The sequence below is a fragment of the Rhodobacter sp. Har01 genome, assembly GCF_020564565.1.
In the GTDB taxonomy this organism is placed as follows: domain Bacteria; phylum Pseudomonadota; class Alphaproteobacteria; order Rhodobacterales; family Rhodobacteraceae; genus Pseudogemmobacter.
Genome location: NZ_JAJCTD010000001.1, coordinates 368096 through 387449 on the forward strand (window position 1 = coordinate 368096; position 19354 = coordinate 387449).

Below are 19354 nucleotides of genomic sequence, written 5' to 3' on the forward strand. Positions count from 1 at the left end.
ATTCAGGAATGGCCGCCCCACTGGACGATCTGGACCGGAAAATCCTGTCCGAACTGCAGACCGACGCCGAGCAGAGCCTGGACGAAATCGCCCGCAAGGTGGGCTCATCGAAGACCCCGGTCTGGAACCGCATCCGACGGATGAAGGACCAGGGTGTGATCACCCGGACAACAGCGATCCTGGATGCCGAGGCGCTGGGGCTTGAGGCCTGTTTCTTCGTGCTGATCCGCACCAGCGAGCATGAGGCCGACTGGCAGCGCCGGTTCCTGAAGGCGCTGAAAGAGCGCCCCGAGGTTCTGGAGGCGCATCGGCTGGCGGGTGACATCGACTATATCCTGAAGGTGCGGGTCAGGAACGCCCGCGCCTACGACCAGTTCTACCAGGCTCTGATCTCGGAAGTGCGCATCTACAACGTCACCGCGCTGCTGAGCATGGAAGAGATCAAGTCCACCACCGTCCTGCCGCTTTGACCGGGGCCAGCCACACGAAGGCGTTCGCGCGGGCCGTTACACTGGATCATCCCGTGTTCACCCTGTGGTCACCCTGTGCGACCCGAAAGCTGGCGGACAAGGATGCGCGTCAGCCGTCTGTGCAGCCGGGCGGTCCGGTTTCTCAGGTGCATGGTGGCATAGACCGGCTGGCTGAGCACGGGCGCGTCATCGACCATCCGGAAGCGCCCGGTCTGGGTCATGGCCTGGGCCGTGGTATCCAGGACATAGCCCGCCCCTCCCATTGCTTCCAGAAGCGAAACCACCGCCGCGGTCTGGCCGACCGACAGCGGTGCTTCGGAGAGGTTGGGCAAGGCTTCGCGATGCGCGCGCTCGAAGGCCGGAGAGACATGCGCGAAGATCATCCGTGCAACCGCGATCTGGTCGATCCGCGCAGAGTCGGAACTGATCAGGCGATAGGTCAGTTCGCCGACCGACTGGAAGTGCAGGTCCGGATGCGGCTTTGGCGAGAACAGGACGGCGAAGTCCAGCGCACCGGTGACCAGATCGGCGCACATCTGCGTCGAATAGTCCGGCTCGACGTACAGGGCCGTCTGTGGCAGCACCCGGCGGATTTCGGCCACCAGCGGCCCCAGATAGGCGGTGGTCAGGTCGTTCTGTATCCCCAGGCGAAGGGTCATTGCCGCCTCGCCTGATGCCGCGACCGCACGGCGCGCGGCCGTCCATTCCTGGCGCAGCAGCCGGGCATGGGTCTCGAACCTCAGGCCCTCGGTGGTAAGGTCGGTCCCCGCCCGCGACCGGCGAAACAGCCGCGCGCCCAGCATCTGTTCCAGCGACTTGACCCGCGCCGAGACGGTGGACTGCGTGACGCCGGTCCGGTCGGCCGTCCGGTTGAAGCTCTTGGTCTCGACCAGGTCCAGAAACGTGTCGATCAACTCGATCTGCATGGCGCCTCCCTGATCGGAATATCCGATCAATAGTCCGGGCAGCTGCGAATTGAAAGCACCGGAGGTTCCCCGCTAACCTGTCGCCGGAACCAGGGGAGGCGGGGATGGCGGAATTCGCAAGCGCGCGGGTGGCGATCATCGGCGGCGGCGCGGTCGGGGTCTCGGCCTTGTATCATCTGGCCAAGGCCGGGTGGACCGACTGCATCCTTCTGGAAAAGAACGAATTGACCGCCGGGTCGACCTGGCATGCGGCGGGCAACGTGCCGACGTTCTCGTCGAGCTGGTCGATCATGAACATGCAGCGCTATTCGGCCGAGCTGTATCGGGGGTTGGGCGAGGCGGTCGGCTATCCGATGAACTACCATGTCACCGGCAGCGTCCGGCTGGGGCATACGGCCGAGCGCTTGCTGGAGTTCAAGCGGGTGGTCGGGATGGGGCGCTATCAGGGGATGGACCTTGAGGTGCTGGCGCCGGGCGAGATCCGGTCGAAGTATCCCTTCGTGGAAACCCACGACCTGAGCGGGGCGCTGTATGACCCCTATGACGGCGACATCGACCCCGCGCAGCTGACGCAGGCGCTGGCGACGGGGGCGCGGGGCTTGGGGGCGCGGGTCGAGCGGTTCTGCCCGGTGACCTCGGCCCGCTGGACCGGGGCCGAGTGGGTGCTGTCGACGCCCAAGGGCGAGGTGCGGGCGGAGTTCGTGGTGAACGCGGGCGGGTATTACGCGGCGCAGGTGGGGGCGATGTTCGGCCGCCGGGTGCCGATGATGGTGATGAGCCATCAGTATCTGCTGTTCGACACCATTCCCGAGCTGGAGGTCTGGTCGCGCGAGGTGGGTCACAAGCTGCCGCTGCTGCGGGATGTGGATTCCAGCTATTACCTGCGCCAGGAGAAGCATGGCTTCAACCTGGGGCCTTACGAGAACCCCTGCCGGGCGCATTGGGCCACCCCCGACGACCCGATGCCCGAGGATTTCAGTTTCCAGCTGTTCCCCGACGATCTGGAGCGGCTGGAGTGGCACATCAACGATGCCATGGCCCGGGTGCCGCTTCTGGAGCAGGCGAAGCTCAGCAAGGTGATCAACGGCCCGATCCCCTATACGCCGGACGGCAACCCCTTGCTGGGGCCGATGCCGGGGGTGCCGAATGCCTTCGAGGCCTGCGTCTTCACCTTCGGCATCTGTCAGGCCGGCGGCGCCGGCAAGGTGCTGGCGGAATGGGTGACCGAGGGCGCGACCGAGTGGGACATGTGGTCTTGCGACCCGCGGCGGTTCACCGGCTGGGAGGATCACGCCTACTGCGTGGCCAAGGGCAAGGAGGTTTACGGCCACGAATATGCCGTGCAGTTCCCGCGGTTTGCCTGGCCCGAGGGGCGGATGCAGCGGCTGTCGGCGGTGCATGACCGGACCGCGGCGCTGGGGGCGCAGTTCGGTCCTTACAACGGCTATGAGCGGGCGCTGTGGTATGCGCGGCCGGGGGATGATGTGTCGGAGGCGGCGCAGAAGACCTGGCGCCGCGAGGGGCCGTGGTTCGGCGCGGTGGCGGCGGAATGCGCGGCGGTGCGCGATGCCTGCGGCATGCTGGACCTGCCGGGGTTCTCGCGCTTCCGGCTGACCGGGCCGGGGGCAGCGGAGTGGTTGGCCGAGCAGATCACTGGCAAGGTGCCGGGGGTGGGGCGGCTGGGGCTGGCCTATTTCGCCGACGACAAGGGCCGGATCGTCACCGAGATGTCGGTGGCCCGGATCGGGCCGGAGGAGCTGCTGCTGATCACCGCCGCCACGGCGCAAGTGCATGACCGGGCCTGGCTGGAGACGCATCTGGCGCCGGGGCTGCGGCTGGTGGATGAAAGCGCCGCCTGGTCGTGCCAGATCCTGACCGGGCCAAAGGCGCGCGCGGTGTTGCAGGCGGCGGGAGCGGAGGCGGACCTGTCGGCGCCATGGCTGTCGCACCAGTGGGGGCGGATCGCCGGGCGGCCGGTCTGGCTGGCGCGGGTGTCCTTTGCGGGCGAGCTGGGCTGGGAACTGCACAGCGGGCTGGCGGATACCGGGGCGGTCTGGGATGCGGTGATGGCGGCGGGGGCGCCCCTGGGGCTGCGGCCCTTCGGCATGTTCGCGCTGAATGCCTTGCGGGTGGAAAAGGGCTACCGGGCCTGGAAGGGGGATCTGTCCACCGATTACTCGGTGCTGCAGGGGGGCCTTGAGCGGTTTGTCGACTGGGCGAAGCCGGCGTTCCGGGGGCGGGCGGCCTTGGCGGCGGAGAAGCAGCGCGGGGTGGAGAAGCGGTTCTGCACGCTGCTGATCGAGGCGGGCGAGCACGACCCGCCCTATATGTCGACGATCTGGAAGGACGGCCGGGTGGTGGGCGAGGTGACCAGCGGGGACTGGGGGCACCGGGTGGGGGCCTGCATTGGCCTGGGGATGCTGCGGGCCGAGGTCAACGTGCCCGGGACCGCGGTCGAGGTGGAAATCTTCGGTGTGCGGGTGCCTGCCGTGGTGCAGGCGGATGCGCCGCTGTGGGACGCGAAGAACGAGCGCTTGCGCGCGTGACCGGCCGCCGGGGGGCTTTCTGCCCCCCGGACCCCCCGAGGATATTTTCAGACAGATGAAAGACGGAAGAGATGGCTGAGATTCCGACGAAGGCGCAGGCGGTGGTGATCGGGGGCGGGGTCTCGGGCTGTTCGGTGGCCTATCACCTGGCCCGGGCGGGCTGGGAGGTGGTGCTGCTGGAGCGCAAGCGGCTGACGTGTGGCACCACCTGGCATGCGGCGGGGCTGATCGGGCAGTTGCGGGCGAACCAGAACATGACGCGGTTGGCGAAGTATTCGGCCGAGTTGTATTACCGGCTGGAGGCCGAGACCGGGGTTGCGACGGGCATGAAGCGCGTCGGCTCGATGACCGTGGCGCTGACCGAGGACCGGATGCAGGAGATCCTGCGGCAGGCCACGGTGGCCAAGATCTTCGGCATCGAGGTGAACCGGTTGTCGCCGGCCGAGGTGAAGGCCTTGTATCCGCTGCTGAACACCGACGGCGTGGTCGGCGGGGTGCATATTCCCAATGACGGGCAATGCGATCCGGCCAACATCACCATGGCGCTGGCCAAGGGCGCGCGGATGGCGGGCGCGCGGGTCATCGAGGGCGTCAAGGTGACCGGGGTGACGGAAGGCGCCGCGCCGGGCGGGCAGCGGCGGGTGACCGGGGTGAACTATGTCGGGCCGGACGGGCCGGGGCGGATCGAGGCCGTTGTGGTGGTGAACTGCGGCGGCATGTGGGGGCGCGACCTGGCGGCCGCGAGCGGCGTGACGGTGCCCTTGCACGCCGCCGAGCATTTCTACCTGGTGACCGAGCCGGTGCCGGGTCTGGGCGACATGCCTGTGCTGCGGCTGGTGGACGAATGCGCCTATTACAAGTCGGACGCCGGCAAGATGATGATCGGGGCCTTCGAGCCGAAGGCCAAGCCCTGGGGCATGGGCGGCATCCGCGAGGATTTCGAGTTCGACACGCTGCCCGAGGACTGGGACCACTTCTCGCCCATTCTGGAAATGGCGATGAACCGGATGCCGCTGTTCCAGACCACCGGCATTCACACCTTCTTCAATGGCCCGGAAAGTTTCACCCCCGACGACCGCTATTACCTTGGCCCGGCGCCGGAATTGGGCGGGTACTGGGTGGCGGCGGGCTACAACTCGATCGGGATCATCTCGTCCGGCGGGGCGGGGATGGCGCTGGCCGAGTGGATCACCGAGGGCGAGCCGCCGTTCGACCTCTGGGACGTGGACATCCGCCGGGCGCAGCCGTTCCAGAGGAACCGGAAGTACCTGCAGGAGCGGGTGAGCGAGACGCTGGGCCTGCTCTACGCCGACCACTACCCCTATCGGCAGGTGGAAACCTCGCGCGGGGTGCGGCGGACGCCGCTGCACGAGGCGCTGAAGGCGCGCGGCGCGGTGTTCGGCGAGGTGGCGGGCTGGGAGCGGGCGAACTGGTTCGCCGAGCCGGGGCAGGAGCGGGCGTATCGCTATGCCTGGGGCCGGCAGAACTGGTTTGCCAACCAGAAGGCCGAGCACATGGCGGTGCGGACGGGCGTGGGCCTGTTCGACATGACCAGCTTCGGCAAGATCCGGGTCGAGGGGCGCGATGCCTGCGCCTTCCTCAACCGGGTCTGTTCGGCCGAGATGGACGTGGCCCCGGGGCGCATCGTCTACACCATGATGCTGAACGGCCGCGGCGGCATCGAGGCCGACCTGACGGTGACGCGACTGAGCGAGCGGGCCTATCTGCTGGTGGTGCCGGGGGCGACCCTGCAGCGCAACCTGGCCTGGCTGCGCGGGCATCTGGCCGAGGATTTCGCCGTGGTGACCGATGTCACCGCCGGGGAGGCGGTGCTGTGCGTGATGGGGCCGAAGTCGCGCGAGGTGATGCAGGCGGTGTCGCCCGACGAATTCTCGAACGCGGCGCATCCCTTTGGGACGGCGCGGGAAATCGAGATCGGCATGGGGCTGGCCCGGGCGCATCGGGTGACCTACGTGGGCGAGCTGGGCTGGGAAATCTACCCCTCGGCCGACCAGGCGGCGCATGTGTTCGAGACGCTGATGGCGGCGGGCGAGGGGCTGGGGCTGAAGCTGTGCGGGCTGCACGCGCTGGATTCCTGCCGGATCGAGAAGGCCTACCGGCACTGGGGCCATGACATCACCGACGAGGACCATGTGCTGGAGGCGGGCCTGGGGTTCACGGTCAGCCGGAAGAAGACCGGCTTCCTGGGCCGCGAGGCGGTGCTGCGGAAGGCCGAGGCGGGGTTGTCGCGGCGGCTGCTGCAGTTCCGGCTGACCGACCCGGAGCCGCTGTTGTTCCACAACGAGGCCCTGGTGCGGGATGGGCGCATCGTTGGGCCGGTGACCTCTGGCAACTACGGGCATTTCCTTGGGGGGGCGATCGGGATGGGCTATGTGCCCTGTGCCGGCGAGAGCGAGGCCGAGGTGCTGGGATCGGTCTACGAGATCGAGGTGGCCGGGGTGCGGCATGCGGCCGAGGCGAGCCTGGCGCCGATGTACGATCCGAAATCGGAACGGGTGAAGGCATGACCCTGGCAGCGCGCCACCAGGCCTTTCACGACTTGCACCAAAGCGGGTGTTTCGTCATTCCGAACCCATGGGATGCCGGCTCGGCCCGGATGATGGCGGCACTTGGCGCGCGTGCTCTGGCGACGTCTTCCGCGGCACATGCCTTCACGCTGGGGCGCGCGGACGGGGGTGTCACGCGGGACGAAGCGCTGGCCCATGCGGCCGACCTGCTGGCGGCGACGCCGCTGCCGGTGTCGGGCGACTTCGAGGACGGGTTCGGCGAGGCGCCGGAGGACGTGGCCGCGACGGTGCGGCTGGCCGGCGAGGTGGGACTGTCGGGCTGTTCCATCGAGGATACCACGAACCGGGACGGGTTTTCGGCCTATGGCTTCGAGCAGGCCGTCGAGCGGGTACGTGCCGGGGCGGCGGCGGCGCGGGCGCTGGGGCGGCCCTTCGTCTTTTGCGCCCGGGCGGACGGGGTGATGAACGGGCTTTACGACCTAGCCGAGGGCATCCGCCGGTTGCAGGCCTTCGAGGCGGCGGGGGCGGACCTGCTGTACCTGCCGGTGCCGCCGGGGCGGGCCGAACTGGCGCAGGTGCTGGCCTCGGTCACCAGGCCGGTGAACGCGCTGGCGGCCGGGCCGCTGAAGGCGCTGACGGTTGCGGACCTGGCGGCAATGGGGGTGCGACGCATCTCGACCGGCAGCCAGATCGCGCGGGCCACGCATGCGGTGATCCGCGACTCGGTGGTGGCGATGCTGGGGGCGGGGTCGTTCGCGCCGCTGGCGGCGGCGGCGTCCGGAGACGAAATCGACGCGCTGCTGCGGCAGGGGGCCGGACAATGAGCGAAGGGAAACCGCAGATGAACGATCTGGGCGAGGCTTGCGAACCGGCACGAGCGCGGCGGTCGGGGGGGCGGTCGGCGCGGGTGGCGCTGCGGGCGGCGCCACTGGCTGACGACGTGCGGCCGGTGCGGCCGGGGATGCCGGGCGGGCGGTATCGGCCGCTGGACCCGGCCGGGGTGGAGCGGATTCACCAATCGGCGCTGCAGGCACTGGAGGAGATCGGGCTTTCCAACGCTCCGGCAAGCGGGGTGGAGATTCTGACCGGGGCGGGGGCCATCCAGGGCGACGACGGGCGGATAAGGTTTCCGCGCGCACTTGTCGAGGACATGCTGGCGGTGGCGGGGCGCAACATCACGCTGCACGCGCGCGATCCGAAGTTCGACCTGCAGCTGTCGGGGACCAACGTGCATTTCGGCACCGCAGGGGCGGCGGTGCATGTGGTGGACCTGGAGCGGAACGAATACCGCGACAGCACCGCGCAAGACCTGCATGACGCGGCACGGATCGTGCAGAACCTTGACAACGTTCACTTCTACCAGCGGACCATGGTCTGCCGGGATGTGGTGGACAACAAGGAGATGGACCTCAACACGCTTTATGCCTGCCTTGCCGGCACCACCAAGCACGTCGGCACCAGCATCTTCGACCCCGACCATGTGGCCGATTGCTTCGAGATGCTGCACATGGTGGCGGGGGGCGAGGCGGCCTGGCGCGATCGGCCCTTCGTCAGCAACTCGAACTGCTTTGTCGTGCCGCCGATGAAGTTCGCCGAGGAATCCTGCAAGGTGATGGAGGATTGCATCCGCCGCGGCATGCCGATGCTGCTGTTGTCGGCGGGGCAGGCCGGGGCCACCGCGCCGGCGCCGATCGCGCTGGCCATCGTGCAGGCGGTGGCGGAATGCCTCGCGGGCGTGGTCTACGTCAACGCCATCCGGCCCGGCGCTCCGGCGATCTTCGGCACCTGGCCATTTGTCAGCGACCTGCGGACCGGGGCCATGTCGGGCGGATCGGCCGAGCAAGCGCTGCTGACCGTGGGCTGTGCGCAGATGCACCGGTTCTATGACCTGCCGGGGGGGGCGGCGAGCGGCATTTCCGACAGCAAGCTGCCCGACATGCAGGCGGGCTGGGAGCAGGCGATCACCAACACCCTTGCCGGCCTGTCGGGGCTGAACATGTGCTATGAGGCGGTGGGGATGCATGCCTCGCTGCTGGGCTTTTCCCTGGAAAGCCTTGTGCTGGGCGACGATATCCTGGGCCAGGTGATGCGGTTGGTGCGCGGCATCGACGTGACCGAGGATTCCACCAGCATCGAGGCGATGAAGCAGGTTTGCCTGGGCGGGCCGGGGCATTATCTGGGCAGCGACCAGACCCTGCGGCTGATGCAGACGGAATACATCTACCCCACGCTTGGCAACCGGATGAGCCCGAAGGAATGGGTCGAGGCCGGCAAGCCGCAACTGTTGGACCGTGCCATCGCGCGCAAGAACGAAATCCTTGCCAAGGCGGGGTGCATGGTGGACGCTGAAATCGACCGCGCCATCCGTGAAAAGTTCAATATCTACTTCAAGTGAGGCTCCGATGACCCCGAAAAACATGACAAAATTCTATATTGGAGGGGCCTGGGTCGAGCCGCTGTCGGATGCCCGGATGGATGTGGAGAACCCGGCGACCGAGGAAATCGTCTGCGAAGTGGCGATGGGCAACGCGGCCGATGCCGACCGCGCCATCGCCGCGGCCCGCGCCGCCTTTGATGCCTGGACGGTAACGCCGCTTGCCGACCGCATCGCCCTGGTGAAGCGTATCCTTGAGGTCTACAACGCGAAGTACGAGGAACTCGCCCAGGTCATGTCGACCGAGATGGGCGCGCCGATCACCTGGGCGCGCGAGGCGCAGGCCTGGGCCGGGCAGGTGCATATCGAAAGCACCATCAAGGCCGCCGAGCAGATGACCTGGGAATACATGCGCGGCGACACCCGCATCGTGCACGAAGGCATCGGCGTCTGCGCCCTGATCACGCCCTGGAACTGGCCGATGAACCAGATCGCGTGCAAGGTTGCTCCGGCCCTGATCGCGGGCTGCACCGTAGTGCTGAAACCTTCGGAAATCGCGCCCTTGTCGGGGGTTCTTTTCGCGGAAATCTGCCATGACGCGGGTGTTCCGGCTGGCGTTTTCAACCTGGTGAACGGCACCGGGCCTGAGGTTGGGACCCGTCTGTCGGCACACCCCGAGGTGGACATGGTCAGCTTCACCGGCTCGACCCGGGCCGGGACGGCGGTCGCGGCGGCGGCGGCGCCGACGGTCAAGCGGGTGGCACAGGAACTGGGCGGCAAGTCGCCCAACATCATCCTGGCCTCGGCCGACCTTCTGGCGGCGGTGAAGGGGGGCGTCGAGGGCTGCTTCGGCAATACCGGACAAAGCTGCGATGCGCCAACCCGGATGTTCGTGCATCGCAGCCAGCACGATCAGGCCCTGGTCCATGCCAGGGCGGCGGCCGAGGCTGTGGTCGTGGGCGACCCGCGCGACACCGCAACCACCATGGGGCCGCTGGTCTCGAAGCTGCAGTTCGACAAGGTGCAGCGGCTGATCCAGGCGGGGATCGACGAGGGCGCGACGCTGGTCTGCGGCGGGATCGGGCGTCCGGCGGGGATGAACCGCGGCTGGTTCGTGCGGCCGACGATCTTTGGCAACGTCACCAACGAGATGACCGTCTCGCGTGAGGAAATCTTCGGGCCGGTGCTGGCGATCCTTCCGTATGACTCGCTGGATGAGGCGGTGGCGATGGCCAATGACACGCCCTATGGCCTGGCCGCCTATATCGCCGGCCCGGTCGAGGAGGCACGGCCGCTGGCGCGGCGGCTGCGGGCAGGGACGGTGAACCTGAACTACCCGGCCTGGGATACCTTTGCGCCCTTCGGCGGCTACAAGCAGTCGGGCAACGGTCGCGAGTATGCCGACTGGGGCATCCATGACTTCTGCGAGGTCAAGGGCATCGTCGGCTGGGGGGCCTAGGCGAAATCCGCAGGGATGGCGCGATTTCCAGGTTGGCAATCGGCAGGGGAGGAACGCGATGAACTATGGCTACATCGGCCTTGGCAACCTGGGCGGGCATCTTGCGGCCAGCCTGATCCGCGCGGGCCACCAGGTCACGGTCTATGACCGCAACCCTGCGCTGGCCGCCCGCCATCGCGACATGGGGGCGGCGGTGGCCCGGTCGGTCAGCGAGTTGGCGGCGGCGGTGGACCATGTCTTCACCTGCCTGCCGAAGCCGGCAGCGTCCGAGGCGGTGCTGGCCGAACTGATGACCGGGTTGAAGCCGGGTGCGACCTGGATCGAGAACTCGACCCTGGGCCGCGATGACGTGCTGCGGCTGGCCGGGCTGGCGCGGGTGGGCGGCGTACGGATGCTGGAGGCGCCGGTCACCGGCGGCGTGCATCTGGCGGCGCGGGGCGAGATCACGGTGCTGGCGGGGGGCGAGCAGGAATTGTTCGACCTGCACCGCCCGACGCTGGAGGCGATGGGGAAGAAGATCTTCCACATGGGGCCCTTGGGCAGTGCCGCGGTGATCAAGGTCATCACCAACATGCTGGCCTTCATCCACCTGGTCGCGGATGGCGAGGCCTTGATGCTGGCCAAGCGGGGCGGGCTGGACCTGAAGACGGCGTGGGAGGCGATTGCGGCCTCATCGGGGACCAGTTTCGTGCATGAGACCGAGGGGCAGCTGATCCTGAACGGGTCCTATGACATCGCCTTCACCATGGACCTGGCGCTGAAGGACCTGGGCTTTGCCATGGGCTTCGGGCGCGAGTTCGGGGTGCCGCTGGATCTGGCTTCGATGACGGCGCAGACCTTCCTCAAGGGCAAGGCGGTCTATGGCGGCGAGGCGCAGTCGACCCAGATCGTCAAGCTGCTGGAGGATGCCCTGGGAACCGACCTGCGGGCGGCGGGGTTTCCGGCCCGGCTGGAATGAGTGTCCCATGATGGGACAGGATTCGGCGCAAGCGAAATCAAAGGGTTGGCGAGCCAACTTAACGATCTGTTAAGGGTTGCGCCGGTTTGCGGGGCGGGGAAGACTCGGGCCGCAAGGGCTTTGCCAAAGGTGCCGCCATGACCGATTCGCCCGAGGCCCGCGTCGCGCGGATGCTGCATCACCGCAAGGCGGCGTTGCAGCAGGGCGATCCGGTGGTGCCGCCGATCACGGCATCGGCCACCTTCCACCTGCCGCATGTGCAGGCGGGCGGGCAGGTCTATGGTCGCAACGGCAACCCCAGCTGGGAAGCGGTCGAGGCGCAACTGGCGATCCTGGAAGACGCCGAGACGGTCGGTTTTCCCAGCGGCATGGCGGCCATCGCGGCAGCGCTGTTCGCCACGCTGCGGGCCGGGGACCGGCTGGTGATCCCCTCGGACGGCTACTACGTCACCCGAGTGCTGTCGCAGGGGTTCCTGAAGCCGCTTGGGGTCGAGGTGATTGGCCTGCCGACGCGGGCCTATGACAGCTCGGATTTCGCCGGGGCTGCGGTGGTCTATCTGGAGACGCCATCCAATCCGGGCCTTGACGTGGTGGACATCGCGGCGGTCGCAGCGCGGGCCAGGGCCGCGGGGGCGGTGGTCATTGCCGACAACACCACGATGACGCCGCTCCTGCAAAGGCCGCTGGACCTGGGCGCCGATCTGGTGGTGGCGGCCGACACCAAGGCGCCCTCGGGGCATTCGGACGTGCTCTTCGGCCATGTCGCCGGGCGGGATGCGGCGCGGATGGCGCGGGTGCGCGACTGGCGGCGGATGGCCGGGGCGATTCCGGGGCCGTTCGAGGCCTTTCTGGTGCACCGGGGGCTGGAGACTCTGGAGCTGCGGCTGGAGCGGATGTGCGCCAGCGCCCAGAGGATTGCCGAGCGGCTGGCGGCGCATCCGGCGGTGCGCGGGGTGCGGTTCCCCGGTCTGCCGGGGGATGAGTCCTTTGCGGTTGCGCGGGCGCAGATGGCAGCGTCGGGGTTCCTGATCGGCTTCGAGCTGGCCGATGCAGGTGCGGCGGAGGGATTTCTGGCGCGCTGCCCGTTGATCGAGCAGACCACCAGCTTTGGCGCCACCCATACTTCGGGCGAGCGGCGGGCGCGCTGGGGCGATTCGGTTTCCGAGGGGTTCGTGCGGCTGTCGGTCGGGATCGAGCCGGTCGAGGTGCTGTGGGCGGCGATGGCCGAGGCGCTGGCGGGGTAGGGGAAGGCGATTTCCGAAGTCGGAAATCGCGCACGGAATTCGACTTCGAATTCCGGTTCCCTGCCGTCAGCCGGGGTGCGTCCAGCCCGACCGTCGCGGCACCCGCACCGCGATCATCGGCTTGATCCAGGGTGAGCGGAAGCGGTCCAGGTCCAGCGCCTCATGCACGCCGGTCGTCTCTTCGCCGAACAGTCGCGTCGTCACCTGCGATCGGCAGTAGAACGGCGCATCCAGCATCGGCGCAGCCTGGCGGGGCATATGGCCGTCGTCCGAACGGGTTTCCCGCCGCACCCGCCAGGCCGAGGGTTTGAACCGGGTGAGCGGCGGCGGGTCGATCTGGTTGACACGGCCATCGGGCAGCACCTCGACCCCCAGTTCCAGCGTGGTGCCGTCGCGTCGGGTGGCGTCGTAGAAACACAGGGCGCGATCCTTCATCGGGAAGCGGCCCCAGGTCCAGAAGTTGAAATCGGCCTCCAGCGCCGCCGCGCCGAAGTTGGCGTCGAAATAGCCGTGGCCTTCCCAGCGGTGGCCGGGCGAGATGTCGACCTTGATCCGCGCGGTGGGGGCAAAGGGGCGCCAGGTGTGGCGGCCGTCTGGCGTCAGCAGGACTTCGGTCGAAGTCACCGCCTCGGGGATGAGTGTGATGGTGCCTCGCACCGGGCCAAGCCGGGGCAGGGCGCCCATTTCGTTCACCTCGACCACCAGTTCGGTGCCGGTCCAGGTGACGGACGAGGGGCCGACGGTCAGCCGGTCATGGGTCTGCCGCAGCGCCGCGCGGCCGCGGTCGGTCATGGTGAAGCGACCGTCCGGGCCATAGGTGGCGACGTTGATGCAGACGTGGTTCTGCGGCGAGGCGCGTCCCGCCCAGGCGTACCAGGGCGAGAACACAGAGCCGATGAAGGCGATTACCGAGACCGATCGGTTCCCGTCGTCGGAGATCCCGTCGAGGTACCACCAGGCGTAGCCGTCCGGTTGGACGTAGACCGAGAACCAAGGTCCCGCACCATCGCTTCGGCCGCGAACTTCCCGGAGCGGGTTGCCATCGGCACCCCCGCCCCCGGATGCGCCCCGCCCCCGCAGAGGTAGAGTCCCCGCAACTGGCTGCGCGCCTGCGGCTTGGCGAAGGCTGCCAGCGTTCCTTCCGGGCTGCGGCCGTAGATTGCCCCCTGCGACGCCGGGAACAGCTCTTCCAGCGTCGTCGGCGTGGTCAGCATGTTCGGTCCCGGTGGCGGATCGAAGGTCAGGCCCATCGCCGCCAGTTTCGGGAAGGTTCTCAGCGCGCATGCCTTGGCCTCATCGGGTTCGACGTGCCCTGCCGGGGCGTTGACAATGATCTCGAACCGTTCCAGCGCCCTTGGCGGCTTGCCGATCGCCCGGTCTTCGGCGCAGACGTAAAGCGTCGGGTCGTCCTGCGGCTTGCCGGACAGCAGCGGGTCGAACTCGGCCTCGGGGCGCCTGGAGAAGAACAGGTTGTGGTGGCCCAGCTTGGCGGCCAACGGGCCCTTCGGCGTGGCCGCGAAGGCCCAGACCTGGGCCGACAGGCTGCGCGGGCCGACGGCCTGCGGCGAGACGGCGTTCTTGGCGGTCGGGCCAAGGTAGCCCTGCGACAGGGCCGCCGGGTCGCCGTTGAAGATCACCGCCTTGCCTTCCAGCACCCGGCCGTCTTCCAGCGACACCGACATGGTGCCATCCGTCGCGCGGCCGATGTTGCGGGCCTTGACGCCGTAGTGGAAGGTCACGCCGTTGCGGACAGCCAGTGTCGCCAGCGCCTTGGCCAGCGCCGACATGCCGCCGTCGATGCCCCAGACGCCCGCCGCTTCGGCCTGCCAGATCAGCGCCATCACGGCCGGGGTCTTCGAGGGCCGGCCGCCGACGTAAGTGGCATAGCGGCCGAACAGCTGGATCAGCCGCGGGTCCTTGAAATGCGCCTTCAAGAGCGAGGGCAGCGAGCGGCCGGGCAGCAGCGCGGGCCAGAGCTTGGGCGATTTCATCGCGGCCTTGGCGACCGAGGGGATCTCGGGGCTGGAGGACTGCATGACCGGAGCGCGGAAGGTCTTGTAGAGGCCCGAGGTCAGGTCATAGAACTTGCGGAACCCCGAGGCCTCGTCCTCGCCGGCGAACTTCATGATCGCCTTCTCGGTCAGCCGCGGGTCGGCGAAGATGTCCAGCGACGAGCCGTCAGGCCAGAAGTGACGCGCCAGGATGGATTGCGGGACAAGCCGCACATGGTTGTCGAGCTTCTCGCCGAATCGCTCGAAGAGCGAATCGAACTCGGAGCGGAAGGTCAGGACGGTGGGTCCGGTATCGACCGGGCCTGCCACGGTGCGCAGGGTGCGGGCTTTGCCGCCGGGGGAATCGGCCGCCTCGACGACGGTCACGTTCCATCCCGAAGCGCGCGCGGAAAGGGCGGCGGAGAGGCCCCCGAAACCGGCGCCGATGATGATGACGCGAGGAGTGTTTTCCATGGGCGCGAGTCTAGGCAAGGCCTCGGCGTTGTCCATAGCGAATTACATGTTTGTGTAAGTTTTGATTTACACTTCAGCGCCATGCGTGCAAACTGCGCGGCATTCGGCCGATGCGTCTGAAGGGGTGAGCACGATGGATCTTTCCGCGCGGATCGAGGCGGCGGTGACGGCCGCCGTAAGGCTGGGGCAGGGCGGCTCCGAAGCCCCTGTCCGGCTTGCGCAAGCCTTGGAATATGCTGTGACTCCTGGCGGCGCGCGGATCCGCCCGACGCTGTGCCTGTCGGTCGCGTTGGCCTGTGGCGACGACCGCCCGGCGCTGTCCGACGCGGCCGCGGCGAGCCTGGAACTGATCCATTGCGGCAGCCTGGTGCACGACGACTTGCCCTGCTTTGACGACGCCGACATCCGCCGCGGCAAAGCGACGCTGCACCGCGCCTACAGCGAGCCGCTGGCGGTTCTGGCGGGCGACAGCCTGATCACGCTGGGCTTCGAAGTGCTGGCCCGCGCGGCGGGCGACCGACCCGACCGCGCGCTGCGGCTGGTGACCGAACTGGCGCAGCGCACCGGCATGCCGGGCGGCATCTGCGCCGGGCAGGGCTGGGAATCCGAACCCAAGGTCGATCTGGCCGCCTATCACCGCGCCAAGACCGGTGCGCTGTTCATCGCGGCCACGCGCATGGGCGCGATCGCCAGCGGCCAGGACCCCGACGCCTGGGAAGAGCTGGGCGACCGAATCGGTGCCGCCTTCCAGGTGGCCGACGATCTGAAGGACGCGCTGGACAGCCCCGAGACCATCGGCAAGCCGGCCGGCCAGGACGTTGCCCACGGCCGCCCCAACGCGGTTACCGAAATGGGCGTGCCGGGGGCCATCGTACATCTGAAGGACATCCTTGCCGGCGCCATCTCGTCGATCCCGGCCTGCCCGGGCGAAGCGATGCTTGCCCGCATGGTGCGCGCCTATGCCGAGCGCATGACGCCCGTTCACCACGCGACGGCCGCCCAGTGAGCGCCCTGTGAGCCGCACCGCCGTGCCGACCGACGGGCCCGCGGACCTGTCCGCGGCGCAGGACCACAGCGAGAAGGCGCCGCTGGCGCTAAGCACCCGGCTGGGGCTGTCGGCCGAGTTTCATCGGCTGGCCGGGCGCGTGCCTGGCCTCAGGCAGATCGCCCGTGCCGAAGGCCGGGCGCTGTTCGACATCGTGCAGGGCTTCGTCGCCAGTCAGGTGCTGGTCGCGCTGGTTGAAACCGGGCTGTTGCGCGCCCTGGCCGAGTCTCCGGCGGATGCGCCGCGGCTGGCCCGGCTGGGAGGCCTGCCGCTGGAGCGGGCCGAAGTGCTGCTGAAGGCCGGCGCCGGGCTGAAGCTGATTCACCGCCGCGCCGGGCGCTGGCATCTGTCCACCCGGGGCGCCGCGCTGCAGGCGGTTCCGGGCCTTGAGGCGATGGTCCGCCACCACGGCGTCCTGTATCGCGACCTGGCCGACCCGGTGGCCTTTTTCCGCGGCGAGACCACGCCGGAACTGGCCGGGTTCTGGCCCTATGTCTTCGGCGCGGGGGCCGCAAAGGACCCGGGCCTGGCCGAGCGCTATTCCGAACTGATGGCCGACAGCCAGGGTCTGGTCGCGGAAGACACACTGAAGCTGGTGGATTTCAAGGGCATCACCGAACTGATGGACGTCGGCGGCGGCTCTGGCGCCTTCCTGGCGGCGGTGGGCGCGGCCTATCCGGCCCTGAAGATGGTGCTGTTCGATCTGCCCGCCGTGGTGCCCGCCGCCGAAGCGCGGTTCCGCGACCCCGGCATGGCGGGCCGGGTCCGCATCCTGCCCGGTTCGTTCCGCGACGACCCGCTGCCCAGGGGCGCCGATGCGATCAGTCTGGTCCGGGTGCTGTTCGACCATGCCGACGCCACCGTGGCCGCGCTGCTGACGTCGGTCCATGCGGCGCTGCCCCCCGGCGGGCGGCTGATCGTGTCGGAACCGATGGGCGGTGGAGCCTCGCCAGATCGGCATACCGACGTGTACTATGGGGTTTACACTCTGGCCATGCAGACGGGGCGTTCCCGCGCCCCGGAAGAGATCGCCGGGCTGTGTTCTGCGGCCGGATTCGTCGATGTGAAAATCCGCAAGGGATTCAGGACCTTCGTAACCTCGGTTGTCGAGGCGCGCCGGCCCTGATCCTGCGACAAAGATACTTGTCCATTCCGTTTGACACCGCCGAATGTAAGTTTAGACTTACACCTAAGCAGAATCCGACCCGCCCCCGACTCTGTCGGGGCTGAGCCGGGCAGAGAGGGAACCGTTGTGAGAACCACTGCCGTCATCCTTGAGGGACCGCGCAAGCTGGGGCTTGAAAGCCTTGGCCTGGTGACGCCCGGGCCGGCGGACCTGGTGGTCGAGGTTTCTCATTCCGGAATCTCCACCGGCACCGAAAAGCTGTTCTATACCGGCACCATGCCGCCCTTCCCCGGCATGGGGTATCCGCTGGTTCCCGGCTATGAATCGGCGGGCGAGGTGGTCGAGGCCGGCCCCGACACCGGGTTCCGGATCGGCGAACGGGTCTTCGTGCCCGGCGCAAACTGTTTCACCGGCGACGTGAAGGGCCTGTTCGGGGGCGCCAGCCGCCGGCTGGTCACCAAGGCGTCGCGCGTCTCGAGAATCGATCCGGCGCTGGGCGCCGAGGGTGCGCTGCTGGCGCTGGCCGCGACCGCGCGGCATGCGCTGGCCGGGTTCAACACCGCGCTGCCCGACCTGATCGTGGGTCATGGCACGCTGGGCCGGCTGCTGGCGCGGCTGACGATTGCCGCGGGCGCCCCGGCGCCGACGGTCTGGGACATCAATCCCGCCCGCCGCGACGGCGCCGAAGGTTATTCGGTCATCGCCCCCGAGGATGATCCGCGCCGCGACTACCGCTCGGTCTATGATGCGTCGGGCGCCAAGGGGATGCTGGACCAGTTGGTGATGCGCATCGCCAAGGGCGGCGAGGTGGTGCTGGTCGGGTTCTACACCGAGCCGGTGGCCTTTGCCTTTCCGCCGGCCTTCATGAAGGAAGCCCGCTTCCGGATTGCCAGCGAATGGCAGCCGGACGATCTGGTCGCCACGCGGGCGCTGATCGAATCCGGTGCGCTGAGCCTGAAGGGGCTGATCACGCACACCCGTCCTGCCGCCCAGGCGGCCGAGGCCTATGAGACCGCCTTTGGCGACCCGGCCTGCCTGAAGATGATCCTCGACTGGAGTGGCACCGCATGACCCTGGACGTCCCCAACATCAAGGACTACGACGCCGGTCTGCGCGCCGAGGCGGCAGAAGAGCCGACGCTGGAAATCCCGCAATCGGAGCCGACCAAGAAGACGCAGATCATCGCGATCTACGGCAAGGGCGGCATCGGGAAATCGTTCACCCTGGCCAACCTCAGCCACATGATGGCCGAGATGGGCAAGCGGGTGCTGCTGATCGGCTGCGATCCGAAGTCGGATACCACCAGCCTGCTGTTCGGCGGCAAGGCCTGTCCGACCATCATCGAGACCTCGACCAAGAAGAAGCTGGCGGGCGAAGAGGTGAAGGTCGGCGACGTCTGCTTCAAGCGCGGCGGTGTCTATGCGATGGAGCTGGGCGGGCCGGAAGTCGGCCGCGGCTGCGGCGGTCGCGGTATCATCCACGGCTTCGAGACGCTGGAGAAGCTGGGCTTCCACGACTGGGATTTCGACTACGTGCTCTTGGACTTCCTGGGCGACGTGGTCTGCGGCGGCTTCGGCCTGCCGATCGCCCGCGACATGGCGCAGAAGGTGATCGTGGTCGGCTCGAACGACCTGCAGTCGCTGTATGTGGCCAACAACGTCTGCTCGGCGGTGGAGTATTTCCGCAAGCTGGGCGGCAATGTCGGCGTGGCGGGCCTTGTGATCAACAAGGATGACGGCACCGGAGAGGCTGCCGCCTTTGCCGAGGCGGTGGGCATTCCGATCCTGGCCAGCATCCCGGCGGATGAGGATCTGCGGCGGAAATCGGCGAATTACCTGATCGTCGGCAGCCATGCCACGCAATGGGGCGCGCTGTTCGAGGAACTGGCGATCAACGTGGATGTGGCACCGCCGCTGCGTCCCAAGCCCTTGAGCCAGGATGGCCTTCTGGCGCTGTTCTCGGCCGAGACCACGGGGGCCGGCTTCGTGCTGGACCCGGCCACCGACGAAGACATGCGCGGCAAGTATGCGGGCCAGAAGGTCTCGCTTGAAGTGGTGTACGACAATGCTTGATCTCGAGGCCCTGAGCCGTCTGGAAGAAGCCCTGAAGATGCTGGGATCGCGGGGAGTGCGGAAGTGACCGAACTGCGCACCCAATTGGTGGCCGATGCGCCCGACCTGAACGGGGAGGCAAGCGCTTCCCTGTCCGGGGAC

The 19354-nt window shown here is 68.2% G+C and carries 15 protein-coding genes; 12 read left to right on the top strand and 3 right to left on the bottom strand.

The annotated features are described in order from the left end of the window. Positions 1–8 precede the first annotated feature (8 nt). Positions 9–470, top strand: a complete 462-nt coding sequence (locus LHP98_RS01775) for an Lrp/AsnC family transcriptional regulator (protein WP_227250780.1) — start codon at positions 9–11, stop codon at positions 468–470. Positions 471–538: 68 nt separating this feature from the next. Here the strand turns inward: LHP98_RS01775 and LHP98_RS01780 are convergent, their stop codons facing one another. Continuing rightward, complete coding sequence (locus LHP98_RS01780) at positions 539–1396, bottom strand: LysR family transcriptional regulator (protein WP_227250781.1); 858 nt, start codon at positions 1394–1396, stop codon at positions 539–541. Positions 1397–1500: 104 nt separating this feature from the next. Here LHP98_RS01780 and LHP98_RS01785 point away from each other — a divergent pair, with 104 nt between their 5' ends. The 7 genes from LHP98_RS01785 to LHP98_RS01815 all read left to right on the top strand — a co-directional run bounded on the left by LHP98_RS01785 (position 1501) and on the right by LHP98_RS01815 (position 12505). After that, positions 1501–3942, top strand: coding sequence for a GcvT family protein (locus LHP98_RS01785; RefSeq protein ID WP_227250782.1), 2442 nt, complete (start codon positions 1501–1503; stop codon positions 3940–3942). Between the two features lie 71 nt (positions 3943–4013). After that, positions 4014–6470 carry a GcvT family protein gene (locus tag LHP98_RS01790; RefSeq protein WP_227250783.1) on the top strand — a complete coding sequence of 819 codons (2457 nt, stop codon included), beginning with the start codon at positions 4014–4016 and terminating at the stop codon, positions 6468–6470. Continuing rightward, positions 6467–7294 carry an isocitrate lyase/PEP mutase family protein gene (locus LHP98_RS01795; protein ID WP_227250784.1) on the top strand — a complete coding sequence of 276 codons (828 nt, stop codon included), beginning with the start codon at positions 6467–6469 and terminating at the stop codon, positions 7292–7294. Before LHP98_RS01790 ends, LHP98_RS01795 begins: the two co-directional genes overlap by 4 nt. Before the next feature lie 17 nt (positions 7295–7311). After that, positions 7312–8865, top strand: a complete 1554-nt coding sequence (locus LHP98_RS01800; protein ID WP_227251524.1) for a trimethylamine methyltransferase family protein — start codon at positions 7312–7314, stop codon at positions 8863–8865. A gap of 7 nt (positions 8866–8872) precedes the next feature. Beyond that, positions 8873–10303, top strand: coding sequence for an aldehyde dehydrogenase family protein (locus LHP98_RS01805; RefSeq protein WP_227250785.1), 1431 nt, complete (start codon positions 8873–8875; stop codon positions 10301–10303). Between the two features lie 58 nt (positions 10304–10361). Continuing rightward, positions 10362–11261, top strand: coding sequence for an NAD(P)-dependent oxidoreductase (locus tag LHP98_RS01810; RefSeq protein ID WP_227250786.1), 900 nt, complete (start codon positions 10362–10364; stop codon positions 11259–11261). A 137-nt stretch (positions 11262–11398) separates the two neighbouring features. Then, positions 11399–12505, top strand: a complete 1107-nt coding sequence (locus tag LHP98_RS01815) for a cystathionine gamma-lyase (RefSeq protein WP_227250787.1) — start codon at positions 11399–11401, stop codon at positions 12503–12505. A 66-nt stretch (positions 12506–12571) separates the two neighbouring features. Here LHP98_RS01815 and crtC read toward each other — a convergent pair whose 3' ends face one another. Both crtC and crtD read right to left on the bottom strand, forming a co-directional pair. Beyond that, on the bottom strand, positions 12572–13444 hold the full coding sequence (crtC, locus tag LHP98_RS01820) for a carotenoid 1,2-hydratase (RefSeq protein ID WP_227251525.1): 873 nt from the start codon (positions 13442–13444) through the stop codon (positions 12572–12574). Then, positions 13411–14970 (bottom strand): 1-hydroxycarotenoid 3,4-desaturase CrtD, encoded by a 1560-nt coding sequence (crtD, locus tag LHP98_RS01825; RefSeq protein WP_227250788.1) that lies wholly within the window; start codon positions 14968–14970, stop codon positions 13411–13413. The genes crtC and crtD overlap by 34 nt, the downstream gene beginning before the upstream one ends. Positions 14971–15103: 133 nt before the next feature. On the opposite strand from crtD, the gene LHP98_RS01830 reads away from it, so the two are divergent. From LHP98_RS01830 to LHP98_RS01845, 4 genes are all read left to right on the top strand, one after another. Further along, positions 15104–15976 (top strand): polyprenyl synthetase family protein, encoded by an 873-nt coding sequence (locus LHP98_RS01830; protein ID WP_227250789.1) that lies wholly within the window; start codon positions 15104–15106, stop codon positions 15974–15976. Between the two features lie 46 nt (positions 15977–16022). Beyond that, positions 16023–17141 (top strand): methyltransferase, encoded by a 1119-nt coding sequence (locus tag LHP98_RS01835; RefSeq protein WP_413687473.1) that lies wholly within the window; start codon positions 16023–16025, stop codon positions 17139–17141. Between the two features lie 126 nt (positions 17142–17267). After that, on the top strand, positions 17268–18212 hold the full coding sequence (gene bchC, locus LHP98_RS01840) for a chlorophyll synthesis pathway protein BchC (protein ID WP_227250790.1): 945 nt from the start codon (positions 17268–17270) through the stop codon (positions 18210–18212). Continuing rightward, positions 18209–19213, top strand: a complete 1005-nt coding sequence (locus LHP98_RS01845) for a chlorophyllide a reductase iron protein subunit X (RefSeq protein WP_227250791.1) — start codon at positions 18209–18211, stop codon at positions 19211–19213. Before bchC ends, LHP98_RS01845 begins: the two co-directional genes overlap by 4 nt. The last annotated feature ends 141 nt before the right edge of the window (positions 19214–19354 follow it).